This window comes from Rhodococcus sp. G6(2025) (assembly GCF_058628105.1).
In genome coordinates this window covers 3,452,123-3,469,518 of record NZ_CP179750.1, presented here as the reverse complement: position 1 = coordinate 3,469,518, position 17,396 = coordinate 3,452,123, and the positions used below count along the sequence as shown (strand labels likewise).

20 protein-coding genes are annotated in these 17,396 nt (G+C 68.4%); 11 read left to right on the top strand and 9 right to left on the bottom strand.

The window, feature by feature from the left end:
• Positions 1-44 precede the first annotated feature (44 nt).
• From glsA to ACLIVD_RS15865, 4 genes are all read left to right on the top strand, one after another.
• Positions 45-1,853 carry a glutaminase A gene (gene glsA / locus ACLIVD_RS15880; RefSeq protein ID WP_283331900.1) on the top strand — a complete coding sequence of 603 codons (1,809 nt, stop codon included), beginning with the start codon at positions 45-47 and terminating at the stop codon, positions 1,851-1,853.
• A 98-nt stretch (positions 1,854-1,951) separates the two neighbouring features.
• Positions 1,952-2,914: an ATP-binding cassette domain-containing protein gene (locus tag ACLIVD_RS15875; RefSeq protein ID WP_283331901.1), complete on the top strand. Its 963-nt coding sequence runs from the start codon at positions 1,952-1,954 to the stop codon at positions 2,912-2,914.
• Positions 2,911-3,750, top strand: coding sequence for an ABC transporter permease (locus ACLIVD_RS15870; protein WP_280783319.1), 840 nt, complete (start codon positions 2,911-2,913; stop codon positions 3,748-3,750). The genes ACLIVD_RS15875 and ACLIVD_RS15870 overlap by 4 nt, the downstream gene beginning before the upstream one ends.
• The gene (locus ACLIVD_RS15865) at positions 3,747-4,406 is read left to right on the top strand and encodes an SIMPL domain-containing protein (protein WP_317567526.1); all 660 of its coding nucleotides are present in this window, start codon (positions 3,747-3,749) and stop codon (positions 4,404-4,406) included. Before ACLIVD_RS15870 ends, ACLIVD_RS15865 begins: the two co-directional genes overlap by 4 nt.
• Here ACLIVD_RS15865 and ACLIVD_RS15860 read toward each other — a convergent pair.
• From ACLIVD_RS15860 to ACLIVD_RS15850, 3 genes are all read right to left on the bottom strand, one after another.
• Positions 4,403-4,861 (bottom strand): MarR family winged helix-turn-helix transcriptional regulator, encoded by a 459-nt coding sequence (locus ACLIVD_RS15860; RefSeq protein ID WP_005240874.1) that lies wholly within the window; start codon positions 4,859-4,861, stop codon positions 4,403-4,405. The two genes, ACLIVD_RS15865 and ACLIVD_RS15860, sit on opposite strands and share 4 nt — an antisense overlap.
• A 77-nt stretch (positions 4,862-4,938) precedes the next feature.
• Positions 4,939-6,207, bottom strand: coding sequence for a class I SAM-dependent RNA methyltransferase (locus ACLIVD_RS15855; RefSeq protein ID WP_283331903.1), 1,269 nt, complete (start codon positions 6,205-6,207; stop codon positions 4,939-4,941).
• Positions 6,208-6,220: 13 nt separating this feature from the next.
• Entirely contained in the window at positions 6,221-8,215 is a 1,995-nt protein-coding gene (locus ACLIVD_RS15850; RefSeq protein ID WP_025432406.1) for an APC family permease, read from the bottom strand.
• 162 nt (positions 8,216-8,377) lie between these two features.
• Between ACLIVD_RS15850 and ACLIVD_RS15845 the strand changes: the two genes are divergently transcribed.
• The 3 genes from ACLIVD_RS15845 to ACLIVD_RS15835 are packed head-to-tail and all read left to right on the top strand — an operon-like array spanning position 8,378 to position 10,086.
• Positions 8,378-9,043: a potassium channel family protein gene (locus tag ACLIVD_RS15845; RefSeq protein WP_005240869.1), complete on the top strand. Its 666-nt coding sequence runs from the start codon at positions 8,378-8,380 to the stop codon at positions 9,041-9,043.
• A 48-nt stretch (positions 9,044-9,091) separates the two neighbouring features.
• A complete protein-coding gene (locus ACLIVD_RS15840) occupies positions 9,092-9,751 on the top strand; it encodes a potassium channel family protein (RefSeq protein WP_283331904.1) in 660 nt (219 codons plus the stop codon).
• Between the two features lie 35 nt (positions 9,752-9,786).
• On the top strand, positions 9,787-10,086 hold the full coding sequence (locus tag ACLIVD_RS15835) for a GNAT family N-acetyltransferase (RefSeq protein ID WP_105414639.1): 300 nt from the start codon (positions 9,787-9,789) through the stop codon (positions 10,084-10,086).
• Between the two features lie 68 nt (positions 10,087-10,154).
• Here the strand turns inward: ACLIVD_RS15835 and ACLIVD_RS15830 are convergent, their stop codons facing one another.
• Together ACLIVD_RS15830 and ACLIVD_RS15825 are read right to left on the bottom strand one after the other, a co-directional pair.
• A complete protein-coding gene (locus ACLIVD_RS15830; RefSeq protein ID WP_283331905.1) occupies positions 10,155-10,835 on the bottom strand; it encodes a DUF3159 domain-containing protein in 681 nt (226 codons plus the stop codon).
• Positions 10,836-10,863: 28 nt separating this feature from the next.
• Positions 10,864-11,241, bottom strand: coding sequence for an OB-fold nucleic acid binding domain-containing protein (locus tag ACLIVD_RS15825; RefSeq protein WP_005240856.1), 378 nt, complete (start codon positions 11,239-11,241; stop codon positions 10,864-10,866).
• A gap of 136 nt (positions 11,242-11,377) precedes the next feature.
• Between ACLIVD_RS15825 and ACLIVD_RS15820 the strand changes: the two genes are divergently transcribed.
• On the top strand, positions 11,378-12,091 hold the full coding sequence (locus ACLIVD_RS15820; RefSeq protein ID WP_283331906.1) for an alpha/beta fold hydrolase: 714 nt from the start codon (positions 11,378-11,380) through the stop codon (positions 12,089-12,091).
• A gap of 24 nt (positions 12,092-12,115) precedes the next feature.
• Here ACLIVD_RS15820 and ACLIVD_RS15815 read toward each other — a convergent pair whose 3' ends face one another.
• A complete protein-coding gene (locus ACLIVD_RS15815) occupies positions 12,116-12,976 on the bottom strand; it encodes a DUF3710 domain-containing protein (RefSeq protein WP_283331907.1) in 861 nt (286 codons plus the stop codon).
• Between the two features lie 2 nt (positions 12,977-12,978).
• Entirely contained in the window at positions 12,979-13,500 is a 522-nt protein-coding gene (gene dut, locus ACLIVD_RS15810) for a dUTP diphosphatase (RefSeq protein WP_283331908.1), read from the bottom strand.
• A gap of 86 nt (positions 13,501-13,586) precedes the next feature.
• Here dut and ACLIVD_RS15805 point away from each other — a divergent pair, with 86 nt between their 5' ends.
• A complete protein-coding gene (locus ACLIVD_RS15805) occupies positions 13,587-14,057 on the top strand; it encodes a DUF3093 domain-containing protein (RefSeq protein ID WP_283331969.1) in 471 nt (156 codons plus the stop codon).
• 46 nt (positions 14,058-14,103) lie between these two features.
• Here ACLIVD_RS15805 and ACLIVD_RS15800 read toward each other — a convergent pair whose 3' ends face one another.
• Positions 14,104-14,406 carry a DUF4193 domain-containing protein gene (locus ACLIVD_RS15800; RefSeq protein ID WP_005240850.1) on the bottom strand — a complete coding sequence of 101 codons (303 nt, stop codon included), beginning with the start codon at positions 14,404-14,406 and terminating at the stop codon, positions 14,104-14,106.
• A 480-nt stretch (positions 14,407-14,886) separates the two neighbouring features.
• Here ACLIVD_RS15800 and cei point away from each other — a divergent pair, with 480 nt between their 5' ends.
• Entirely contained in the window at positions 14,887-15,576 is a 690-nt protein-coding gene (gene cei / locus ACLIVD_RS15795; protein WP_105414591.1) for an envelope integrity protein Cei, read from the top strand.
• A 7-nt stretch (positions 15,577-15,583) separates the two neighbouring features.
• Here the strand turns inward: cei and ACLIVD_RS15790 are convergent, their stop codons facing one another.
• Positions 15,584-16,486: an inositol monophosphatase family protein gene (locus tag ACLIVD_RS15790; RefSeq protein ID WP_283331909.1), complete on the bottom strand. Its 903-nt coding sequence runs from the start codon at positions 16,484-16,486 to the stop codon at positions 15,584-15,586.
• Between the two features lie 156 nt (positions 16,487-16,642).
• Between ACLIVD_RS15790 and ppgK the strand changes: the two genes are divergently transcribed.
• The gene (gene ppgK, locus ACLIVD_RS15785; RefSeq protein ID WP_283331910.1) at positions 16,643-17,395 is read left to right on the top strand and encodes a polyphosphate--glucose phosphotransferase; all 753 of its coding nucleotides are present in this window, start codon (positions 16,643-16,645) and stop codon (positions 17,393-17,395) included.
• Position 17,396: the final 1 nt, after the last annotated feature.

The following is a 17,396-nucleotide window of genomic DNA, read 5'->3' as shown; positions in this document are numbered from 1 at the left end:
GCGGAACACCCGACAGCGTCGTGAACAGCCTCTAGGGTCGACTCATGAGCACCGTCGTGGACGCGCTGATCGGGAAAGTCTTCGCCGCGACCCGGGGGAACCGCAGCGGCGAGCTCGCCGACTACATTCCCGAACTCGCCGCCGTCGCCCCCGACTCGTTCGGAATCTGCATCGCCACCGTGGACGGCTACGTGTACGAGGTCGGCGACACCCGCCTGCCCTTCACCATCCAGTCCATCTCGAAACCGTTCACGTACGCCCTGGCGCTGGCCGACCGCGGGTCCGACGCGGTCGCCGAGAAGATCGACGTCGAACCGTCCGGGGAACCGTTCAACGAGATCAGCCTCGACCCGCGGACGGAGCGACCACGCAATCCGATGATCAACGCCGGGGCGATCACCGCCGCGTCGCTGGTGGCCGGCCCGGACCTGGACTCGAGGTTCGAACGGATCCGGGCCGCGTACTCCCGGTACGCCGGACGGGACCTGACGTTCAACCGGTCGGTGTACGAGTCCGAGTCACGGACCGGGCACCGCAACCGGGCGATCGGCCACATGCTGCGCTCGTTCGACATCATCACCGGCGACCCCGACGAGGCGGTCGATCTCTACTTCCGCCAGTGCTCCATCGACGTGACGTGCCGGGACCTGAGCCTGATGGCCGCGACGATGGCGAACAACGGCGTCAACCCCGTCACCCGGGACACCGTTCTCGAACCGGCCCTCGTCGAGCGCGTCCTGAGCGTGATGTCGACGTGCGGCATGTACGACGCCGCAGGCAAGTGGGTGTACGAGGTGGGGTTGCCGGCCAAGAGCGGCGTCGGCGGCGGCATCGTCGCGGTCCTGCCGGGCCAGATCGGCATCGCCGTCTACTCGCCGCGCCTCGACGCGCACGGGAACAGCGTGCGCGGGGTGGAGGCGTGCCGGGCCCTGTCGAACGACCTGGAGCTGCACTTCCTGCACGTCACCCGCGCCGCCCGGTCGGCGATCCGTGCCACGTACTCCGTCGTCGACAGTCCGTCGCGGATGCGGCGCACTCCCGCCGAGCGGGCCGCCCTCGACGACGTCGGCAAGCGCAGCCGGATCTACGAGTTGCACGGGGACCTGCTCTTCGCCGGCGCGGAGTCCGCGGTGCGCGAGATCGGCGGGGTCGAGAACGAGCTCGAGGTCGTGGTGGTCGACGTGCGGCGGGTGGACGACGTCGGCAGCATCGCGCGCCGCATGCTCGAGAGTCTGCGCGACGAACTCACCCGTCGCGGCTGCGCGGTCGCCCTCGTCGATCCCGCGGCCCTGCTCGGCTACACGCATTCGGATCTCACCGGTGCGGGCGGCCGGGTGTTCGCCGACCTCGAAGCCGCATTGCAGTGGTCCGAGGACACCCTCCTCGATCGGCACTGCGCCGCCCTTCGCCAGCCGGCGACCATCGACGTCGCGCACCATCCGGTGCTGGCCGGGCTGCGACCGGAACAGTTGCGGCGACTCACCCGCGACCTCGACATCCGCACGTTCGCTCGCGACGAGCAGATCATCCAGCGAGGCGACCGGGCGTGCGGGCTGTTCCTGATCCTCTCGGGCCGGGTCAGCATGAGGGTCACCGATTCCGGGGGCGCCGTGTACCGGATCATGACCCTGTCGACGGGCATGACCTTCGGCGAGATGACTATGCTGCTGGACCTACGCTTTCTCAATGACGTGTGCGCCGACTCCGAGGTCACCGTCGCCGTTCTCCCCGCGGATCGGTATGCCGACATGGCCGCGACGGAGCCCGGACTCAAACTCGCCCTTCTCGAACGACTGGCTGCCGGCGCCTATGAGCAACTCGACGTGATTCTGCGGTCGCTGCTTCGGCCCTGATCGAGGATCGCCCACGGGAAAATCCGATTGCCCGAACCGGAAAAATCGGACAGGCTGGGGCTCGGAATCGACGACGCTCGAATCGAAAGCAGGGTGCAATGCTCACAGCGACAAAGCTGGCCATCGAGACGACGGGACTCGTCAAGACGTTCGGATCCACCCACGCTGTCGACGGCCTGGATCTGGCCGTCCCCCTCGGCGGCGTGTACGGCGTCCTCGGACCGAACGGCGCGGGCAAGACCACCGCGATCCGGATGCTGGCCACGCTCCTGCCCCTCGACGGTGGAACGGCCACCGTGCTGGGCCACGACGTCGCGAGCGAGCCGGACGCCGTGCGCAGCAAGGTCTCCCTCACCGGACAGTTCGCCTCGCTCGACGAGGATCTGACGGGCAGCGAGAACCTGCTGCTGCTCGGCCGGTTGTACGGGTACTCCCGCGCGGCGGCCCGCACCCGGTCCGAACAGTTGCTGACCGCGTTCGGGCTCGACGAGGCGGGCAACCGGCAGGTGAAGAACTACTCCGGTGGTATGCGCCGCAGGCTCGACATCGCGGCCAGCATCATCGTCACTCCCGAGATGATCTTTCTCGACGAGCCCACCACCGGTCTCGACCCGCGCAGCCGCAATCAGGTGTGGGAGATCGTCCGCGCGCTGGTGGCCGGCGGAACGACGGTGCTGCTGACCACGCAGTACCTCGACGAGGCCGATCAACTCGCCGACCGGGTGGCCGTCATCGACCACGGCAAGGTCATCGCGGAGGGCACCACCGGCGAACTGAAGGCCTCCGTCGGATCCGGGGCCCTGCACGTGCGGGTCACCGACATCGCCACCCGTCCCGCCGCGGCGGCGCTGCTGCGGGACGTGCTCGAGGTGCCGATCGTCGAAGAAGCCGACCCGGCCGCCCTGACCGCCCGTATCGACGACCCGGCCCGGGTCGCGCGGGCGCTGCCCGCACTCGACGACGCCGGAATCGCCGTCAGCACATTCGCGTTGGGGCAACCGAGCCTCGACGAAGTCTTCCTCTCCCTCACCGGCCGACCCACCGAGGAGCATGCGTCATGACCTCCACCACCGACCGGACCACCGACACCGCCACCGCGGTCGCCGACGTCCTGAAGATGCCCGGCCCGAGGCCCGCGAGACCCACCGCGTGGTCCACCTCGCTCTCGTTCGGCTGGCGAGCTCTGCTCAAGATCAAGCACGTCCCCGAGCAACTGTTCGACGTGACGATGTTCCCGATCATGTTCACGTTGATGTTCACGTACCTCTTCGGGGGTGCGCTGGCCGGTTCGACCAGCGCCTACGTCCAGTTCCTGCTGCCGGGCATCCTGGTGCAGACGGTCGTCATGATCACCATGTACACCGGCCTGACGCTCAACAAGGACATCGAGAAGGGGGTGTTCGACCGGTTTCGGTCGCTCCCGATCTGGCGTCCGTCTCCACTCGTGGGCGCGTTGCTCGGTGACGTCGTCCGCTACACGATAGCCTCGATCATCGTCCTGCTCCTGGGGCTCGTCCTGGGGTTCCGCCCGGACGGCGGGCTCGTCGGTGTGGTGGCGTCGATCGGCCTGCTGCTGCTGTTCTCGTTCAGCCTGTCCTGGATCTGGACGATGTTCGCGATGCTCATGCGTACCGAGCAGGCGGTCATGGGGGTGTCGATGTTCATCCTGTTCCCGCTGACATTTGCCAGCAACATCTTCGTCGACCCCGCAACGATGCCGGGCTGGCTGCAGGCCTTCGTCGGCGTCAACCCGATCAGCAAGCTGGTGACGTCCATTCGCGGGCTGATGGCCGGGACGGTGGAGATGGCGGATCTCGCCATCGTGTTCGGGTGGTGCGCCGGGTTCGTGGTGATCTTCGGACCCCTGACGATGCGCCTGTACAACCGTAAGTCCTGACGGTGGCGACGGATCACGCCGAGAGATCGGTGACGGTACGCGGATCCGGAATCGTGTCGGCGATTCCGGATCTCGTGCGCGCCACCGTCACCGTGACCGCGACACGTCCCGCGGTGGCCGATGCGTTCGAGGCCGTCGCCCGGTCCACCACGGCGGTCACGGACACCCTGCGCGGGTACGGCGTCTCGGGGCCCGACCTCGCGACCACCGGCCTTTCCGTGCACTCCGAGACCACGTGGACCGAGGGCCGGGGCAGCGAGGTGACCGGCTACACCGCCGCGACGACGCTGCAGATCACCGTCCGCGAGGCCGGGGCGTCCGCGTCGTCGTCGGCGCAGGTGGTGGCCGCCTGCGTCGGCGCGGGTGGCGACGACATCCGGCTCGGCGGACTCGAATTCGACTTCTCCGACCCTGCCGCGCTGACGGCGTCCGCTCGGGACCGGGCCTGGGCCGATGCCCTCGCCAAGGCGGAGCAGTATGCCTCGCTGTCACGTCGTGCACTGGGCGAGGTGCTCGACATCTCGGAAGTCGACACCGGGGACGTGCCGCCGCGGCCGGTCGCGAAGGCGTTCGCGGCGGCCGACTCCCCGATCGCCGTCGAACGCGGCGAGAAGCCGACGCGCGTCGACGTCCGGGTGCGGTGGCGTCTGGTCTAGACCCGCGGGCCCCGCTGCTGGACCGACGCGGCGAACGTGTCGTTGAGCTGAGTCAGCGACGTCACCGCCGCGAGTGCTTGTTCCTGGGACCAGCCTTCGAGCATGCCGCGCAGCCGTTCGGCCCGGCGCTCGGTGGTCTCGCGCAGAATGTCCATCCCGTTCGGCGACACCCGAATGCGGGAGGCACGCTTGTCGTGGGGGTCGGCGGCGCGCGACACGTATCCCGCGTCGACCAGTTCGGAAATCTGCCTGCTCAGCGAGGACTGACTGACGCACAGGTCGGCGGCCAGTTCGTTCTGGCGGCACTCCCCCCGGGCGGCGAGCACGAAGAGCACGCTCGTCAACGCGGGCGGGATCGGGGTCTCGCCGCTCGCGGAGACGACCGCCCGCAACGACCGCCCGAGTGCGAACACCGCATCGACGAGCGCTTGCGCAGTATCTGCCTGTACCGACATCCAGTCCCCGTCCCACACACCCACTACCTGCGGGCCGACTATAACGTTTTGTTGCGTTCGGTAACGATGCGCCGCTGTCAGCGCGTCAGCAACGCGATGCACTCCACGTGATGGGTGAGAGGGAACGCATCGAACGCGCGCAGCTCGTCGACATGATATCCCTGCGCGAGGTACAGACCGATGTCGCGGGCGAACGACGCCGGGTCGCATCCCACGTGCACGACCCGCTCGGCGCCCGCGGCGGCGACCGCGTCGATCACGTCACGCCCGGCACCCGCACGCGGCGGATCGAGCACCACGACCTGCGGCGGGGAGGCGAGCCCGGAGACGGCGCGCTCTACCCGGTCGGAGTGGAACCGCACCTGCGGGAGGTCGGAGAGCGCGGCCTTCCCGTCCGACACGGCCTGGCGTGAGGACTCGACGGAATCCACGTGTCCGGACGGCCCGGCATCGCCGGCGAGGGCGGCGGCGAACACACCCACTCCCCCGTACAGGTCCCATGCGGTCTCGCCCGCGGACATCCCGGCCCATTCGGCGACCACTGCCGAATACGTTTCCGCGGCCCCGCGATGCGCCTGCCAGAACCCGGTGGCGGCCAGCGCCCATTCCCGGTCGCGCACCCGCTCCACCGGGCGACCCGATCCGACGACCACCCGCTCGGAGCGTGGCGCACCGCTGGCGGCGCGGCGAGCCATGGCACCGCGGCGCCCGGGACTCGTGCGGCCGGTCCGCGACACCTTCGGCGGAGCGATCTCGACCACGTGCCGCTCCCCCGCGCCGTCGAGGACGATCTGCACCTCGCTGCCGGGCTTCCAATCGTGCTCGCTCACACCGTCGTAGGCGGCCGACTCGATCTGCGGGCACGCCAGGTCCGTGACGATCCCGGAACTGCGGTGCCGGTGATAGCCGGGGCGGCCGTCCGGGTCGACGGCGAGCCGTACCCGCGTGCGCCAGCCGGTGCCGTCTCCGGTGCCGGGCAGTTCCTCGACGTCCACGTCCCGCTGCACACGTGCGAGCCGCGCCAACTGCTCGGCCACGACCTGCGCCTTCATGTCCCGCTGCACGTGCAGGCTCGCGTGCGAGAAGTCGCAACACCCCGCGCCGCCCGGACCCGACACCGGGCACACCGGGGTGACCCGCTCCGGGGACGCGTCGAGGATCTCGATCGCGTCGGCCCGGCAGTAGGACCCGCCGCGATCCTCGGTGACGAGGGCGATCACCCGCTCGCCGGGCAGTCCGTGCCGCACGAAGACCACGCGGCCCTCATGGCGGGCGACGACGAAACCGCCGTGCCCGGGATTTCCCAGCCGCAGTTCGAAGCGGCGGTCCGACCAGTTCTCACTCAACGCTTCTCGCCCGTCACTTGTCGTCGGGTTCGTAGCCGCGGCGTGACGCCCCGGCCGTGTATTCGATGTTCAGTGTCTTCGCCTTCTCGGACGAGTTCAGTTGCCACGGAACGCTGGTGACCATCACACCTGGCTGGAACAGCAGGCGGCTCTTGAGCCGCAGCGCACTCTGGTTGTGCAGGATCTGCTCCCACCAGTGCCCCACCACGTACTCGGGGATGAACACGGTGACGACGTCCCGCGGCGAATCCTTCCGGACGCGCCGCACGTAGTCGAGCACGGGTTTGGTGATTTCGCGGTACGGCGACTCGATCACCTTGAGCGGCACCGCGATGTCGGTCTTCTCCCACTGGCGCACGAGCGCCCGGGTGTCGGGTTCGTCGACGTTCACCGTGATCGCCTCGAGTGTGTCCGGCCGTGTGGCCCGGGCATAGGCGAGCGCCCGCATCGTCGGCATGTGCAGCTTGGAGACGAGGACGATGGAGTGAGTCCGGCTGGGCAGCACCCCGTCCCATTCCTGTTCCTCGAGCTCCCGCGCGACGCTGTCGTAGTGCTTCCGGATCATCTTCATCACGACGAAGATGGCGACCATGGCCACGATCGCGATCCAGGCGCCTGCCGCGAACTTCGTGATGAGCACGATGATCAGGACGGCGCCGGTCATGGCGAGGCCGATGGAGTTGATCACCCGGGAGCGGTGCATCCGCCGGCGCTGAGCCGGGTCGTTCTCGGTCTTCAGGTGCCGGGTCCAGTGCCGGATCATGCCCGTCTGGCTCAGCACGAACGAGACGAACACGCCGACGATGTACAGCTGGATCAGCTTGGTCACCTCGGCGCCGAACAGGACGACGAACGCGATCGCCGCCCCGGACAGGAACAGGATGCCGTTGCTGAACGCCAGGCGGTCGCCGCGGGTGTGCAGCTGACGGGGCAGGTAGCGATCCTGCGCGAGGATCGAGCCGAGCACGGGGAACCCGTTGAAGGCCGTGTTGGCGGCCAGCACGAGGATCAGAGCCGTCACGATCGCGATGAAATAGAAGCCGATGGGGAAACCGCCGAACACCGTCTCCGCGATCTGCGCGATCAGAGTCTTCTGGTGATACCCGGCGGGGGCGCCGATCAGCTGTTCGGCCGGGCTGTGCGCGTACACGATCCCGATCTTCTGGGCCAGGATGATGATGCCCATCAGCAGCACGATGGCAATCGATCCCAGCAGCAGCAGCGTGGTGGCCGCGTTGCGGGACTTGGGCTTCTGGAAGGCGGGAACACCGTTGCTGATCGCCTCGACACCGGTCAGTGCCGCACAGCCGGAGGAGAAGGCCCGAGCGATCAGGAACGCGAACGCGATCCCGTACAGGTGGGAGTCCTCGGCTTCGAGTTCGAATCCGGACGATTCGGCGCGCAGGTCGTCGCCGAGGACGAAGATCTGGAAGAACCCCCACAGCAGCATCAGGGCCATGCCGGCGATGAACGCGTATGTCGGGATCGCGAAGGCTGCACCGGATTCACGGATGCCACGCAAGTTGATGGCAGTCAGCAGCACGATGGCCGCGACCGCGAACAGCACCTTGTGCTGGGCCACGAACGGCACCGCCGAACCGATGTTGGACGCGGCCGACGAGATGGAGACCGCGACCGTGAGGACGTAGTCCACCAGCAGGGCGCTGCCCACGGTCAGACCCGCGTTGGGACCGAGATTGACGGTCGCGACCTCGTAGTCGCCGCCGCCCGACGGGTAGGCGTGCACGTTCTGCCGGTAACTGGCGACCACCACCGCCATCACGGCGGCGACGGCAAGTCCGATCCAGGGGGTGTACGCGTAGGCGGAGATGCCCGCCACCGATAGTACGAGGAAGATTTCCTCGGGGGCGTAGGCCACCGACGACATCGCATCGGAGGCGAAGACCGGGAGGGCGATCCTCTTGGGAAGCAGCGTGTGCCCGAGCTTGTCGCTCCGGAAGGGTCTGCCTAGCAGTAGCCGCTTTGTGGCGGTCGAGAGCTTTGACACTGCCAAAGCGTAAGCCGTCCGCAGAAAACCTGGACCCTCACCCACCAATGTGTCCGGATTGCGATCTCTGTCTCGGTTGCTCTTCCGCCTGGGCACTGTACGGTTCGATTCGGTACGCACGTACTCGAGACGTGACGTAAGAGCCCATGAACGGAGTACAAGGTGTATGTGGTCATCATGGGATGCGGCCGGGTCGGCTCATCCCTCGCTGGCTCGCTGACCCGGATCGGCCATGAGGTCGCGGTCATCGATCGCGACCCTGCCGCATTCCTACGTCTCGAACCCGACTTCCCCGGACGCACCGTCGTCGGCATGGGATTCGACCGTGACGTGCTGGTCAAGTCCGGTATCGAGCGCGCAGAGGCATTCGCCGCAGTGTCGTCCGGAGACAACTCCAACATCATTTCCGCACGCGTGGCCCGGGAGACGTTCGGCGTGGAGCGCGTCGTCGCCCGGATCTACGACGCCAAGCGTGCCGCCGTGTACGAGCGGCTCGGGATCCCCACTGTCGCCACCGTCCCGTGGTCCACGGACCGCTTCCTGCACACCCTCACCCGCGACAGCCAGACCGCCAAGTGGCGCGATCCGTCCGGAACCGTCGCGGTCACCGAGTTGTCCCTGCACGAGGATTGGATCGGCAGGCCGGTCGCCGAACTCGAGGCGGCGACGAATTCGCGTGTCGCGTTCATCATCCGCTTCGGCACCGGCGTCCTTCCCGACCGCAAGACGGTCTTCCAGGCCGACGACCAGGTGTACATCGCGGCCGTGTCGGGAACGGTGGCCGAGGCCGTCGCGCTCGCGGGCAATCCCCCGCCTTCGGACAACTGAGACGGCAGTGAGAATGTTCACGATCGACCACCCGAACGGAAGCAATCGATGAGAGTCGCAATCGCAGGAGCCGGCGCAGTCGGACGCTCGATCGCGCGCGAACTGGTCCGCAGCGAACACGCCGTCATGCTGATCGAACGCAAGCTCGAGCACGTCGAACAGGAGTCGGTGCCCGAGGCGACCTGGGTCCACGCCGACGCGTGCGAGCTGAGCAGCCTCGAGGCCGCATCCCTCGAAACCTACGAGGTGGTGATCGCGGCCACCGGTGACGACAAGGCCAACCTGGTCCTCAGCCTCCTCGCGAAGACCGAGTTCGGGGTCAGTCGTGTGGTCGCCCGCGTCAACGATCCCCGCAACGAGTGGTTGTTCGACGAGTCCTGGGGAGTCGACGTCGCCGTCTCCACCCCCCGGATGCTCGCCTCGCTGGTGGAGGAGGCGGTGTCGGTCGGCGATCTCGTGCGGCTGATGACATTTCGCCAGGGGCAGGCCAACCTCGTCGAGGTCACGCTGCCCGACAACACCCCGCTCGCCGGGAAGCCCGTCCGCAAGCTGCAATTGCCCCGCGATGCCGCGCTGGTCACCATTCTCCGCGGCGGACGGGTCATCGTGCCGCAGCAGGACGATCCGCTCGAGGGCGGTGACGAACTGCTGTTCGTCGCGTCCGTGGACGTCGAGGACGACCTGCGAGCGGCCGTCGGGCTCTCCTGACCCGGCGGGGACCGATCGACACCCGGGAGGATCCGATGGGTACCACCGCAACACCCGAGAGCATCGTCGTCACCGACAGCCCGCAGCAGAGCCGGTACGAGATCCACGCCGACGATGAACTCGCGGGAATCGAGCAGTACGAAGTCGACGGGGACGTACACGTTTTCGTTCACACCGAGATCTATCCGCAGTACGAGGGACTCGGACTCGCCCGGACGCTCGTGGGTGCGGCCCTGGACGATCTCCGCCGCCGTGGGCTGCGGGTGCGCCCGGTGTGCCCGTATGTCGTGAGGTTCGTGTCGAAGCATCCCGAGTACCAGGACCTCGTGGCCTGATCGGGTCGGCGACTTCGTCTCCGGCACAACCGGTCAGGGCCGACACGGTCCTCGGCGTGGGGCTGCACTCAGGTGCGGCCGGGCTCGTCGCGGGGGCCGCCCGCTTCCGTGTCGTCCGTCGGTTCGCCGGCGTCGTCCGACGGTGCCGGTTCGACGATCCGGTCTGCCCGGCGCACAGCCCAGATCGTCACCAGGAGAGCCAATCCCGCCAACGGCCAGCCCATCGCGATGCGCGCGAACGCGAGCCAGCCCGTCTGGTCCGAATCGTAGAGTTGCGACTGCACGAGGTACCGGGCCGCGAACACCAGCGCCCAGGCTGCGGTGGCCACGTCATAGGCACGTACCGCACCGCGATGGCGCCGCCAGAGGTTGCCGTGGCCGTTGAGGAAACCCCAGATCAGGCCGACGATCGGCCAGCGCACCAGAATCGAGATCAGGAACACCGCCCCGTAGGCGAGGCTCGTGTAGATCCCGAAGAGAAAGTATCCCTTGGCATCGCCCGTGCGGTACGCGATGAACGCGGAGATGCCGACGCCGACGAACCCGGACACCGCGGGCTGGATGGGGCTGCGGCGGACGAGGCGCCAGAGGAGAATCGCGACGGCGACGCCGAGGGCCGCCCAGATAGCCGGACCCAGGCCCCACACACCGTTGACCGGAACGAAAACCAGGATGGGCAGGGTCGAATAGACCAGCCCGCTGAGCCCACCGAGCTGTTCGAGTATGGATTGTTGCTTCGTTTCGGTCACTCAACGAGAGTGCCACACGAGAGGGCCGCTACGATTCGCCGCGCAACTCGTAATACGGGTTGAAGATCACCTTCTGGCCGTCGCGTTCGCCGACACGTCCGCGAACCAGCAGGGTCTTGCCCGGCTCGATGCCCGGAATCCTCCGCCGGCCGATCCACACCAGCTTGATCTGTTCCGTGCCGTCGAAGAACTCGGCTTCGATGCTGGCGTTCCCGGACTTCGGACAGGCTTCGACACTACGGAGCCGCCCCAGCATGGTGACCTCTTCGCCGCGGCTGCAGTCGCAGGCACGTTGTGCGCCGGACGCCTGAGACGTCTCGGCCATTTCCTCGGCGTCCAGCTGCTCGAGGTCCTCGGTGAGCCTGCGAGTCAGCCGACGAAAATATCCTGCCGTGGCGGGTGCCATTGCGCGCTCCTGGAGCATGTGCGACGCGAGATCTTCGCGCCGCTCGTAGGGCTGTGTATTCGCCACTGTAGACCCATTGGTTCCCGGCAACCACACCACCGGAAGAGCGCTGCGACAGACGAGGCAGGATCATCACATGCCCTCTGATAGTCGGCCTTGCGTGGCCGTTGTGCTCCCGGGTACGGGATCCGACGCGGACTTCGTGGCCCGCGCCTTCACCGAGCCTCTGACCTGCCGTGGAGTGCGCACGGCCGCAGTCGAACCCGATCCCCGGCGAGTCGTCGGAAGCTACGTCGACGCGCTCGACGCCGCGGCCGCGCAGCACGGACGCATCCTCGTCGGAGGGGTGTCCATCGGGGCCGCCGTGGCGCTGCAGTGGGCAGGATCACACCCGGATCGCGTCGCCGGCGTCCTCGCGGCGCTGCCCGCGTGGACCGGGACCGCCGCGGACGCTCCCGCCGCCGCCAGCGCCCGGTACACCGCGGCCCGGCTGCGGGCCGACGGCCTCGAACAGGTCACCGCCGAGATGATCGCGTCCAGCCCGCCGTGGCTGGGCCGGGAACTGGCGAAATCGTGGCGATCGCAGTGGCCGCACCTTCCCGCCGCACTGGACGAGGCGTCCGAGTACCACGCCCCCGGCGCGGGCGACCTCGAGCGCATCACGGTGCCGGTGGGGATCGCCGCCGCCACCGACGACGCCGTGCATCCCCTCGAGGTCGCCCGGGAGTGGTCCGAACGACTACCGCACGCGGGCCTCGTCACGGTGACGCTGGACGAGATCGGCGCCGACCCGGCGATTCTCGGCTACGCCAGCCTCGATGCGCTCGATTCGGTCCTGCACACGATCTGAGCGCCACATCTCCGGGACCGGGATTCAGCGACCGAGTTGCTGCATCGCCGAACCCGATTCGCCGCGACGCTGCTGCGGCTGCGCCGGGGCCTCCGCGGGGGGCGCCTGCGGCTCGCCCTGCGGACCCGCCGGAGCCGGCTGCTGCGGCGCGGGCTGCTGCGGAGCAGCACCCTGCTGCTGCGCCAGCTGCTGCTGGTGAGCGGCAGCCAGCTGCTGCGCGAGGGCCTCGGGCAGGACCACCGGCAGCGGTGTCCGCACCGGGTTCGGTTCGTTGCCCCGCTTCACGACCGTGTCGCGCAGGATCGCCCTGGCGGTCGCGACGAGCTCCGAGTCGGCCGTGTTGCCACCGCTCGGTCCCGCGACCACGCAGCGCACCATCCACCGGTAGCCGTCGACGCCGATGAAGCGCAGGTCGGCGTTCGGGGTGACGGCGAAGACCTCGCGTCCCCACGGTCCGCTCTCGACGCTCACCGTCGCGTTGTCGTTGCGCAGCGATTCGGCGAGGTCGCCCGCGACTTCCCGCCACTGGCCCAGCGACTTCGGGGCGGCATACGCCGCCACGGTGATGCGCCCCTGCTGGGTGACGAGATGCACTGCCTGCGGCGAACCGTCGGGCGCCATCTCGACCTGCAACTGGGCGCCCTGCGGCATCGGGACGAGGACCGAACCGAGGTCGAGGCGGGTTCCCACCTCACCGACGGTGAGGTCGGCGCCCGACTCGAGGTCGTCGGCGTCGTACGGACCGCCGTCCACCTCGGTCACGGCGTCGTAGTCGTCCTCGTAGTCCGCCTCCTCGTAATCCGCGTCGGCGTCGCCGGCCTCGGCGTCCTCGAAGAAACCGGGCCGGTCGTCCTCGGCTTCCTTCTTCTTACGACGTCCGAACATGATCAGGCTCCTTCACTGGCATTGCCGACGAGGCTCGCGTGGCCTCCGCTCGACCCATGTCCGTCACTGCCGCGGGTGGTGCCGTCGAGCGACGGGACCTCGACGAACGACACCAGTTCGACCCGCTGGACGAGCAGTTGGGCGATCCGGTCGCCCCGGCGGATCTCGATCGGGGTCTCGAGGTCGTGATTGATCAGGCACACCTTGATCTCGCCGCGGTACCCGGCATCGATGGTGCCGGGGGTGTTGACCACCGACAGACCCGACTTCGCGGCCAGCCCGGATCGGGGGTGGATCAGCCCGACCGTGCCCAGGGGCAGCGCGATCGCGATGCCGGTTCCGACGAGGACACGGCGCCCCGGCTCGATGGTCACGTCGACGGTGCTGCACAGGTCGACACCGGCGTCGCCGTCGTGCGCACGCTGCGGTACCTGAATGTCGGGGTCCAGCCGCTGAAGGGCGACGGGCGGAAGGGCGGGGGTCGCGGCGGGAGAAAGGCCGGGAGATAGGTCGCTCACGTGCACCGAGCCTACTCTCAGACACCGACTATCCTGGTCGGGTGTCACAAACGTCCCGGCCCGAAGTCGCGCCCACCGATAACACCTCGCCCGTGCTGTACTCCGAGCGCCTGTGGGTGCCCGTCTGGTGGTGGGCAGTGGGCTTGTTCGTCGCCGGTCTGCTCGCCGCGGAGGTGCACATGGGTGCGCCGGGCCTGCGCGCGTGGCTGCCGTACGTCCTTCTACTGCCCCTGCCCGTGTGGGGACTCGTCTGGCTCAGCCGTCTCCGCGTCGAGGTCGTCGAGGAACCGGACGGTGTCCACCTGCGGGTCGGACAGGCGCACCTGCCGCTCGATGTCATCTCGCGGGTCGCCGAGGTACCCGGTTCGGCGAAGAGTGCGGCGCTCGGTCGTCAGCTCGACCCCGCCGCCTTCGTGCAACACCGGGTGTGGGTCAAGCCGATGGCACTGATCGTGCTCGACGACCCCGAGGACCCGACCCCCTACTGGTTGATCAGCACACGACGGCCGGCCGAATTGCTGTCCGCCGTCAACCGTGCCCGCCCGCATACGGACGGAGACTGATCGGACGGTGGGCCTCCCACCGTCCGCCTCTCGTACTCGCCGCCGCTCAGGCTGCGCAGTCCCTGCACACCAGTACTCCGCCCGCGTCGCTGGCGAGTCGGCTGCGGTGGTGCACCAGGAAACAGCTCGAACACGTGAACTCGTCGGCCTGCTTCGGCACGACCCGCACCGAGAGCTCTTCACCGGACAGATCCGCGCCGGGCAGTTCGAACGATTCCGCGGTGTCGGACTCGTCCACGTCGACAACAGCCGACTGAGCCTCGTTGCGTCGCGCCTTCAGTTCCTCCAGCGAATCCTCCGAAACCTCGTCGGACTCTGTTCGCCGCGGTGCGTCGTAGTCAGTTGCCATGTCGCCTTCCCCTCATCCTCTTCGGTGTATCCCGGCCCGTGCGGTACGTCGAACCGATTGCTGGTCGACCGTCCACACGAAAACCGCCTCGGCGCAGATCACACCCTGCGGCTGCACAACGCTGCAGCGGATGGGTTCGTGCCCGGAACCAGGCTCCGGAAACATGATCTACGCCTCATTTGTCATCTTCTGCCGACCCTCGTCCTGCACGCTTTGAACGACTGGGGCCGCCAGACAGTAGCCGAAGGAAGTACAAAAGTCGTAACCGAATCGACCGTTCGCGCAAATTGTCTGCTAATCGTCACCAACACCACAGCAAGCTGTGACATTCCACAACGGGGACGGGTTCGGGGTTATGACGTGCCCGGGATCTAAGGTAGGTGCCGAACCTGCGCCACGACGTGTGGCCGGGCCCTGTATCGGTGCGCTGTACGGGTGCAACGTACGAAGCGCAGTTCGTAGGAGAGGTCGAGGCACACTGTGGTTTCACTGATCACCGAAGGCAGCCCGCTCGACGACAAGGGTCGTCCGTTCCGGCGGCGGCGGGCGCTGCCGATCCTCGTGGTGTTCGCGGTCCTCGCCCTGCTCGGGGCCGTCGTGTGGGCCGGCGTCCTCGGCGACGACGAGGATCTGGCCACCACGGTCGACTGCAACCCTCCGCAGCCGGCCGCGCAACCCGTCGACCCCGCCGCCCCGCCGCAGCAGGCGCTGGGCGAAAAGGTCGACGGTTCGACCCTGCGGGACGTGGAGCCTGCCGCGCTGTCCGCCACGAAGGTGCGTGTGTTCAACGCCAACGGCGAGCACGGCCAGGCGGCGCAGGTGGCCGCACAGCTCAGTGACTACGGGTTCGCGAGCGCACCCGACGTCCAGGCGGGCAACGACCCGGTCTACGTCGACCAGAACATGCAGTGCCAGGGTCAGCTGCGGTTCGGTCCCAACGGTGCCGCGGCCGCCAGCGCGCTCTGGCTGGTGGCCCCGTGCGCCGAACTCATCCAGGACACCCGCACCGACGACACGGTCGACCTCGCGCTCGGCACCTACTTCCGCAAGATCTCGCCGAACACGGACGCCGAAGAGGTCCTGCGGTCCCTGAAGGATCCGCCGCCCGGCAGCCAGCCCGCCCCCCTCGACATCGACCTGCTGAAGGCGGCGCGCACCGCCCGCTGCTGACCGGCGGTCACCGTTCCGGGATCGGGGCGTCCACCCCGATCTCGGCGAACAGCGCGTCCAGCGCGTCGGCGATGCCGGGGGCCGCGGCCACCACCACGTCGCCGTCCGCACTCGACGTCTGCGGGGAAGGGATTCGCACGCGGGCCCCCGCCTCGGTCGCGATCAGCGACCCCGCGGCCCAGTCCCACGGGCTCAGCCCGTGTTCGAAATGCGCGTCGACACGGCCGGCCGCGACCATGCACAGATCGAGGGCCGCCGAGCCGATCCGGCGGATGTCCCGCACCCTCGGCAGGATGTCCGCGATGAGGGCGCCCTGCGCCTTGCGCCGCGCTGCGCCGTACCCGAATCCGGTGGCGAGCAACGCCATCGACACGTCGGTGACCGGGTTGCACCGGAGGTCGCTCACCCGCCCGTCCGCGTCGGTGAGGGTGGCCCCGCCGCCGCGTGCCGCCGCGTAGGTCGATCGGGCCGCCACGTCGACCACGGCCCCGGCGACGGACACCCCGTCGATCTGGGCCGCCACGGAGACCGCGTACGCGGGGACGCCGTACAGAAAGTTCACGGTGCCGTCGATCGGATCCACGATCCACCGCACCTCGGCGACGGAATCCTCCTCTCCCCCACCTTCTTCGCCGAGGATCGCGTCGTCGGGGCGAAGCTCCGCGAGCCGGTCGCGGATGACCTGCTCGCTCTCGGTGTCGACCACCGTGACCGGGTCGGTCGGGGTGCTCTTCGAGGCGACGGAATCTCCGGATCCCGCTCGCTTCCCGACGATTCCGAAGACCTCGGGCCGTCGCGCCCGGACGTGGGCGGCGGCTTCCTCGGCCACCGCCACGGCGACCTCGAGCAGTCGCCTGGGGTCGGTGCCGACATGGCCTGGCGCGGACTCTGAACTCTGGGGTGCATGCACCCACCCATCGGAACACACTTTCGCTGCCTCACACCACCGCTGACGGTTCGCGCGGCTGGTGTCATCGCCCACCGAACACGCGTCGACACACTAGTGTGACGAGCAGCAGAAGAGCGCCGGAGAACACGTCGTCGTCGACACGAAGGAGCACACGCCATGACCAAAACGGGGTTCGGTGTCGACGTCGGAGGCAGTGGCGTCAAGGGTGGCGTCGTGGATCTCGAGACGGGCCAGCTGGTCGGGGACCGCATCAAACTCCTCACTCCCCAGCCGTCCACGCCGGAGGCGGTCGCGGAGACCGTCGCCGAGATCATCCGCCAGGCAGAATGGGACGGACCGGTCGGTATCACCCTGCCGAGCGTCGTCACCGGCGGTGTGGCGCGATCCGCCGCCAACATCGACAAGAAGTGGATCGGGACGGACGCCCGCGCGCTGTTCTCCGAGGCACTCGGCGGCCGGCTCGTTACCGTCCTCAACGACGCGGATGCGGCGGGGATAGGGGAGGACGCGCTCGGCGCAGGCAAGGACGCGAAGGGGGTCGTCATCCTCCTCACGTTCGGCACCGGCATCGGCTCGGCGATCCTCCACGACGGCGTCCTGCTTCCCAACACCGAGTTCGGGCACATGGAGGTGGACGGCAAGGAAGCCGAGCACCGGGCGGCGTCCTCGGTCAAGGAGAAGAAGGACCTGTCGTACAAGGAATGGGCCGGCGAAGTGAGCCGCGTCCTCACCCGGTTCGAGAACCTCCTGTGGCCGGATCTGTTCATCGCCGGCGGCGGAATCAGCCGGAAGAACGAGAAGTGGATCCCGCATCTGACCAACAGGACACCCGTCGTACCTGCTGCGCTGCTGAATACGGCGGGCATCGTCGGTGCTGCGCTCGCAGTGGAAACGGGCATCGCTCCGTAAC

Excerpts from the sequence above, each read along its gene's own strand:
- ppgK (WP_283331910.1), top strand. The coding sequence starts at position 16,643 with ATGACCAAAACGGGGTTCGGTGTCGACGTCGGAGGCAGTGGCGTCAAG.
- ACLIVD_RS15835 (WP_105414639.1), top strand. The coding sequence starts at position 9,787 with ATGGGTACCACCGCAACACCCGAGAGCATCGTCGTCACCGACAGCCCG.
- ACLIVD_RS15800 (WP_005240850.1), bottom strand. The coding sequence starts at position 14,406 with ATGGCAACTGACTACGACGCACCGCGGCGAACAGAGTCCGACGAGGTT.
- ACLIVD_RS15840 (WP_283331904.1), top strand. The coding sequence starts at position 9,092 with ATGAGAGTCGCAATCGCAGGAGCCGGCGCAGTCGGACGCTCGATCGCG.
- ACLIVD_RS15860 (WP_005240874.1), bottom strand. The coding sequence starts at position 4,861 with ATGTCGGTACAGGCAGATACTGCGCAAGCGCTCGTCGATGCGGTGTTC.
- ACLIVD_RS15870 (WP_280783319.1), top strand. The coding sequence starts at position 2,911 with ATGACCTCCACCACCGACCGGACCACCGACACCGCCACCGCGGTCGCC.
- ACLIVD_RS15815 (WP_283331907.1), bottom strand. The coding sequence starts at position 12,976 with ATGTTCGGACGTCGTAAGAAGAAGGAAGCCGAGGACGACCGGCCCGGT.
- ACLIVD_RS15820 (WP_283331906.1), top strand. The coding sequence starts at position 11,378 with ATGCCCTCTGATAGTCGGCCTTGCGTGGCCGTTGTGCTCCCGGGTACG.
- glsA (WP_283331900.1), top strand. The coding sequence starts at position 45 with ATGAGCACCGTCGTGGACGCGCTGATCGGGAAAGTCTTCGCCGCGACC.
- ACLIVD_RS15825 (WP_005240856.1), bottom strand. The coding sequence starts at position 11,241 with ATGGCACCCGCCACGGCAGGATATTTTCGTCGGCTGACTCGCAGGCTC.
- ACLIVD_RS15875 (WP_283331901.1), top strand. The coding sequence starts at position 1,952 with ATGCTCACAGCGACAAAGCTGGCCATCGAGACGACGGGACTCGTCAAG.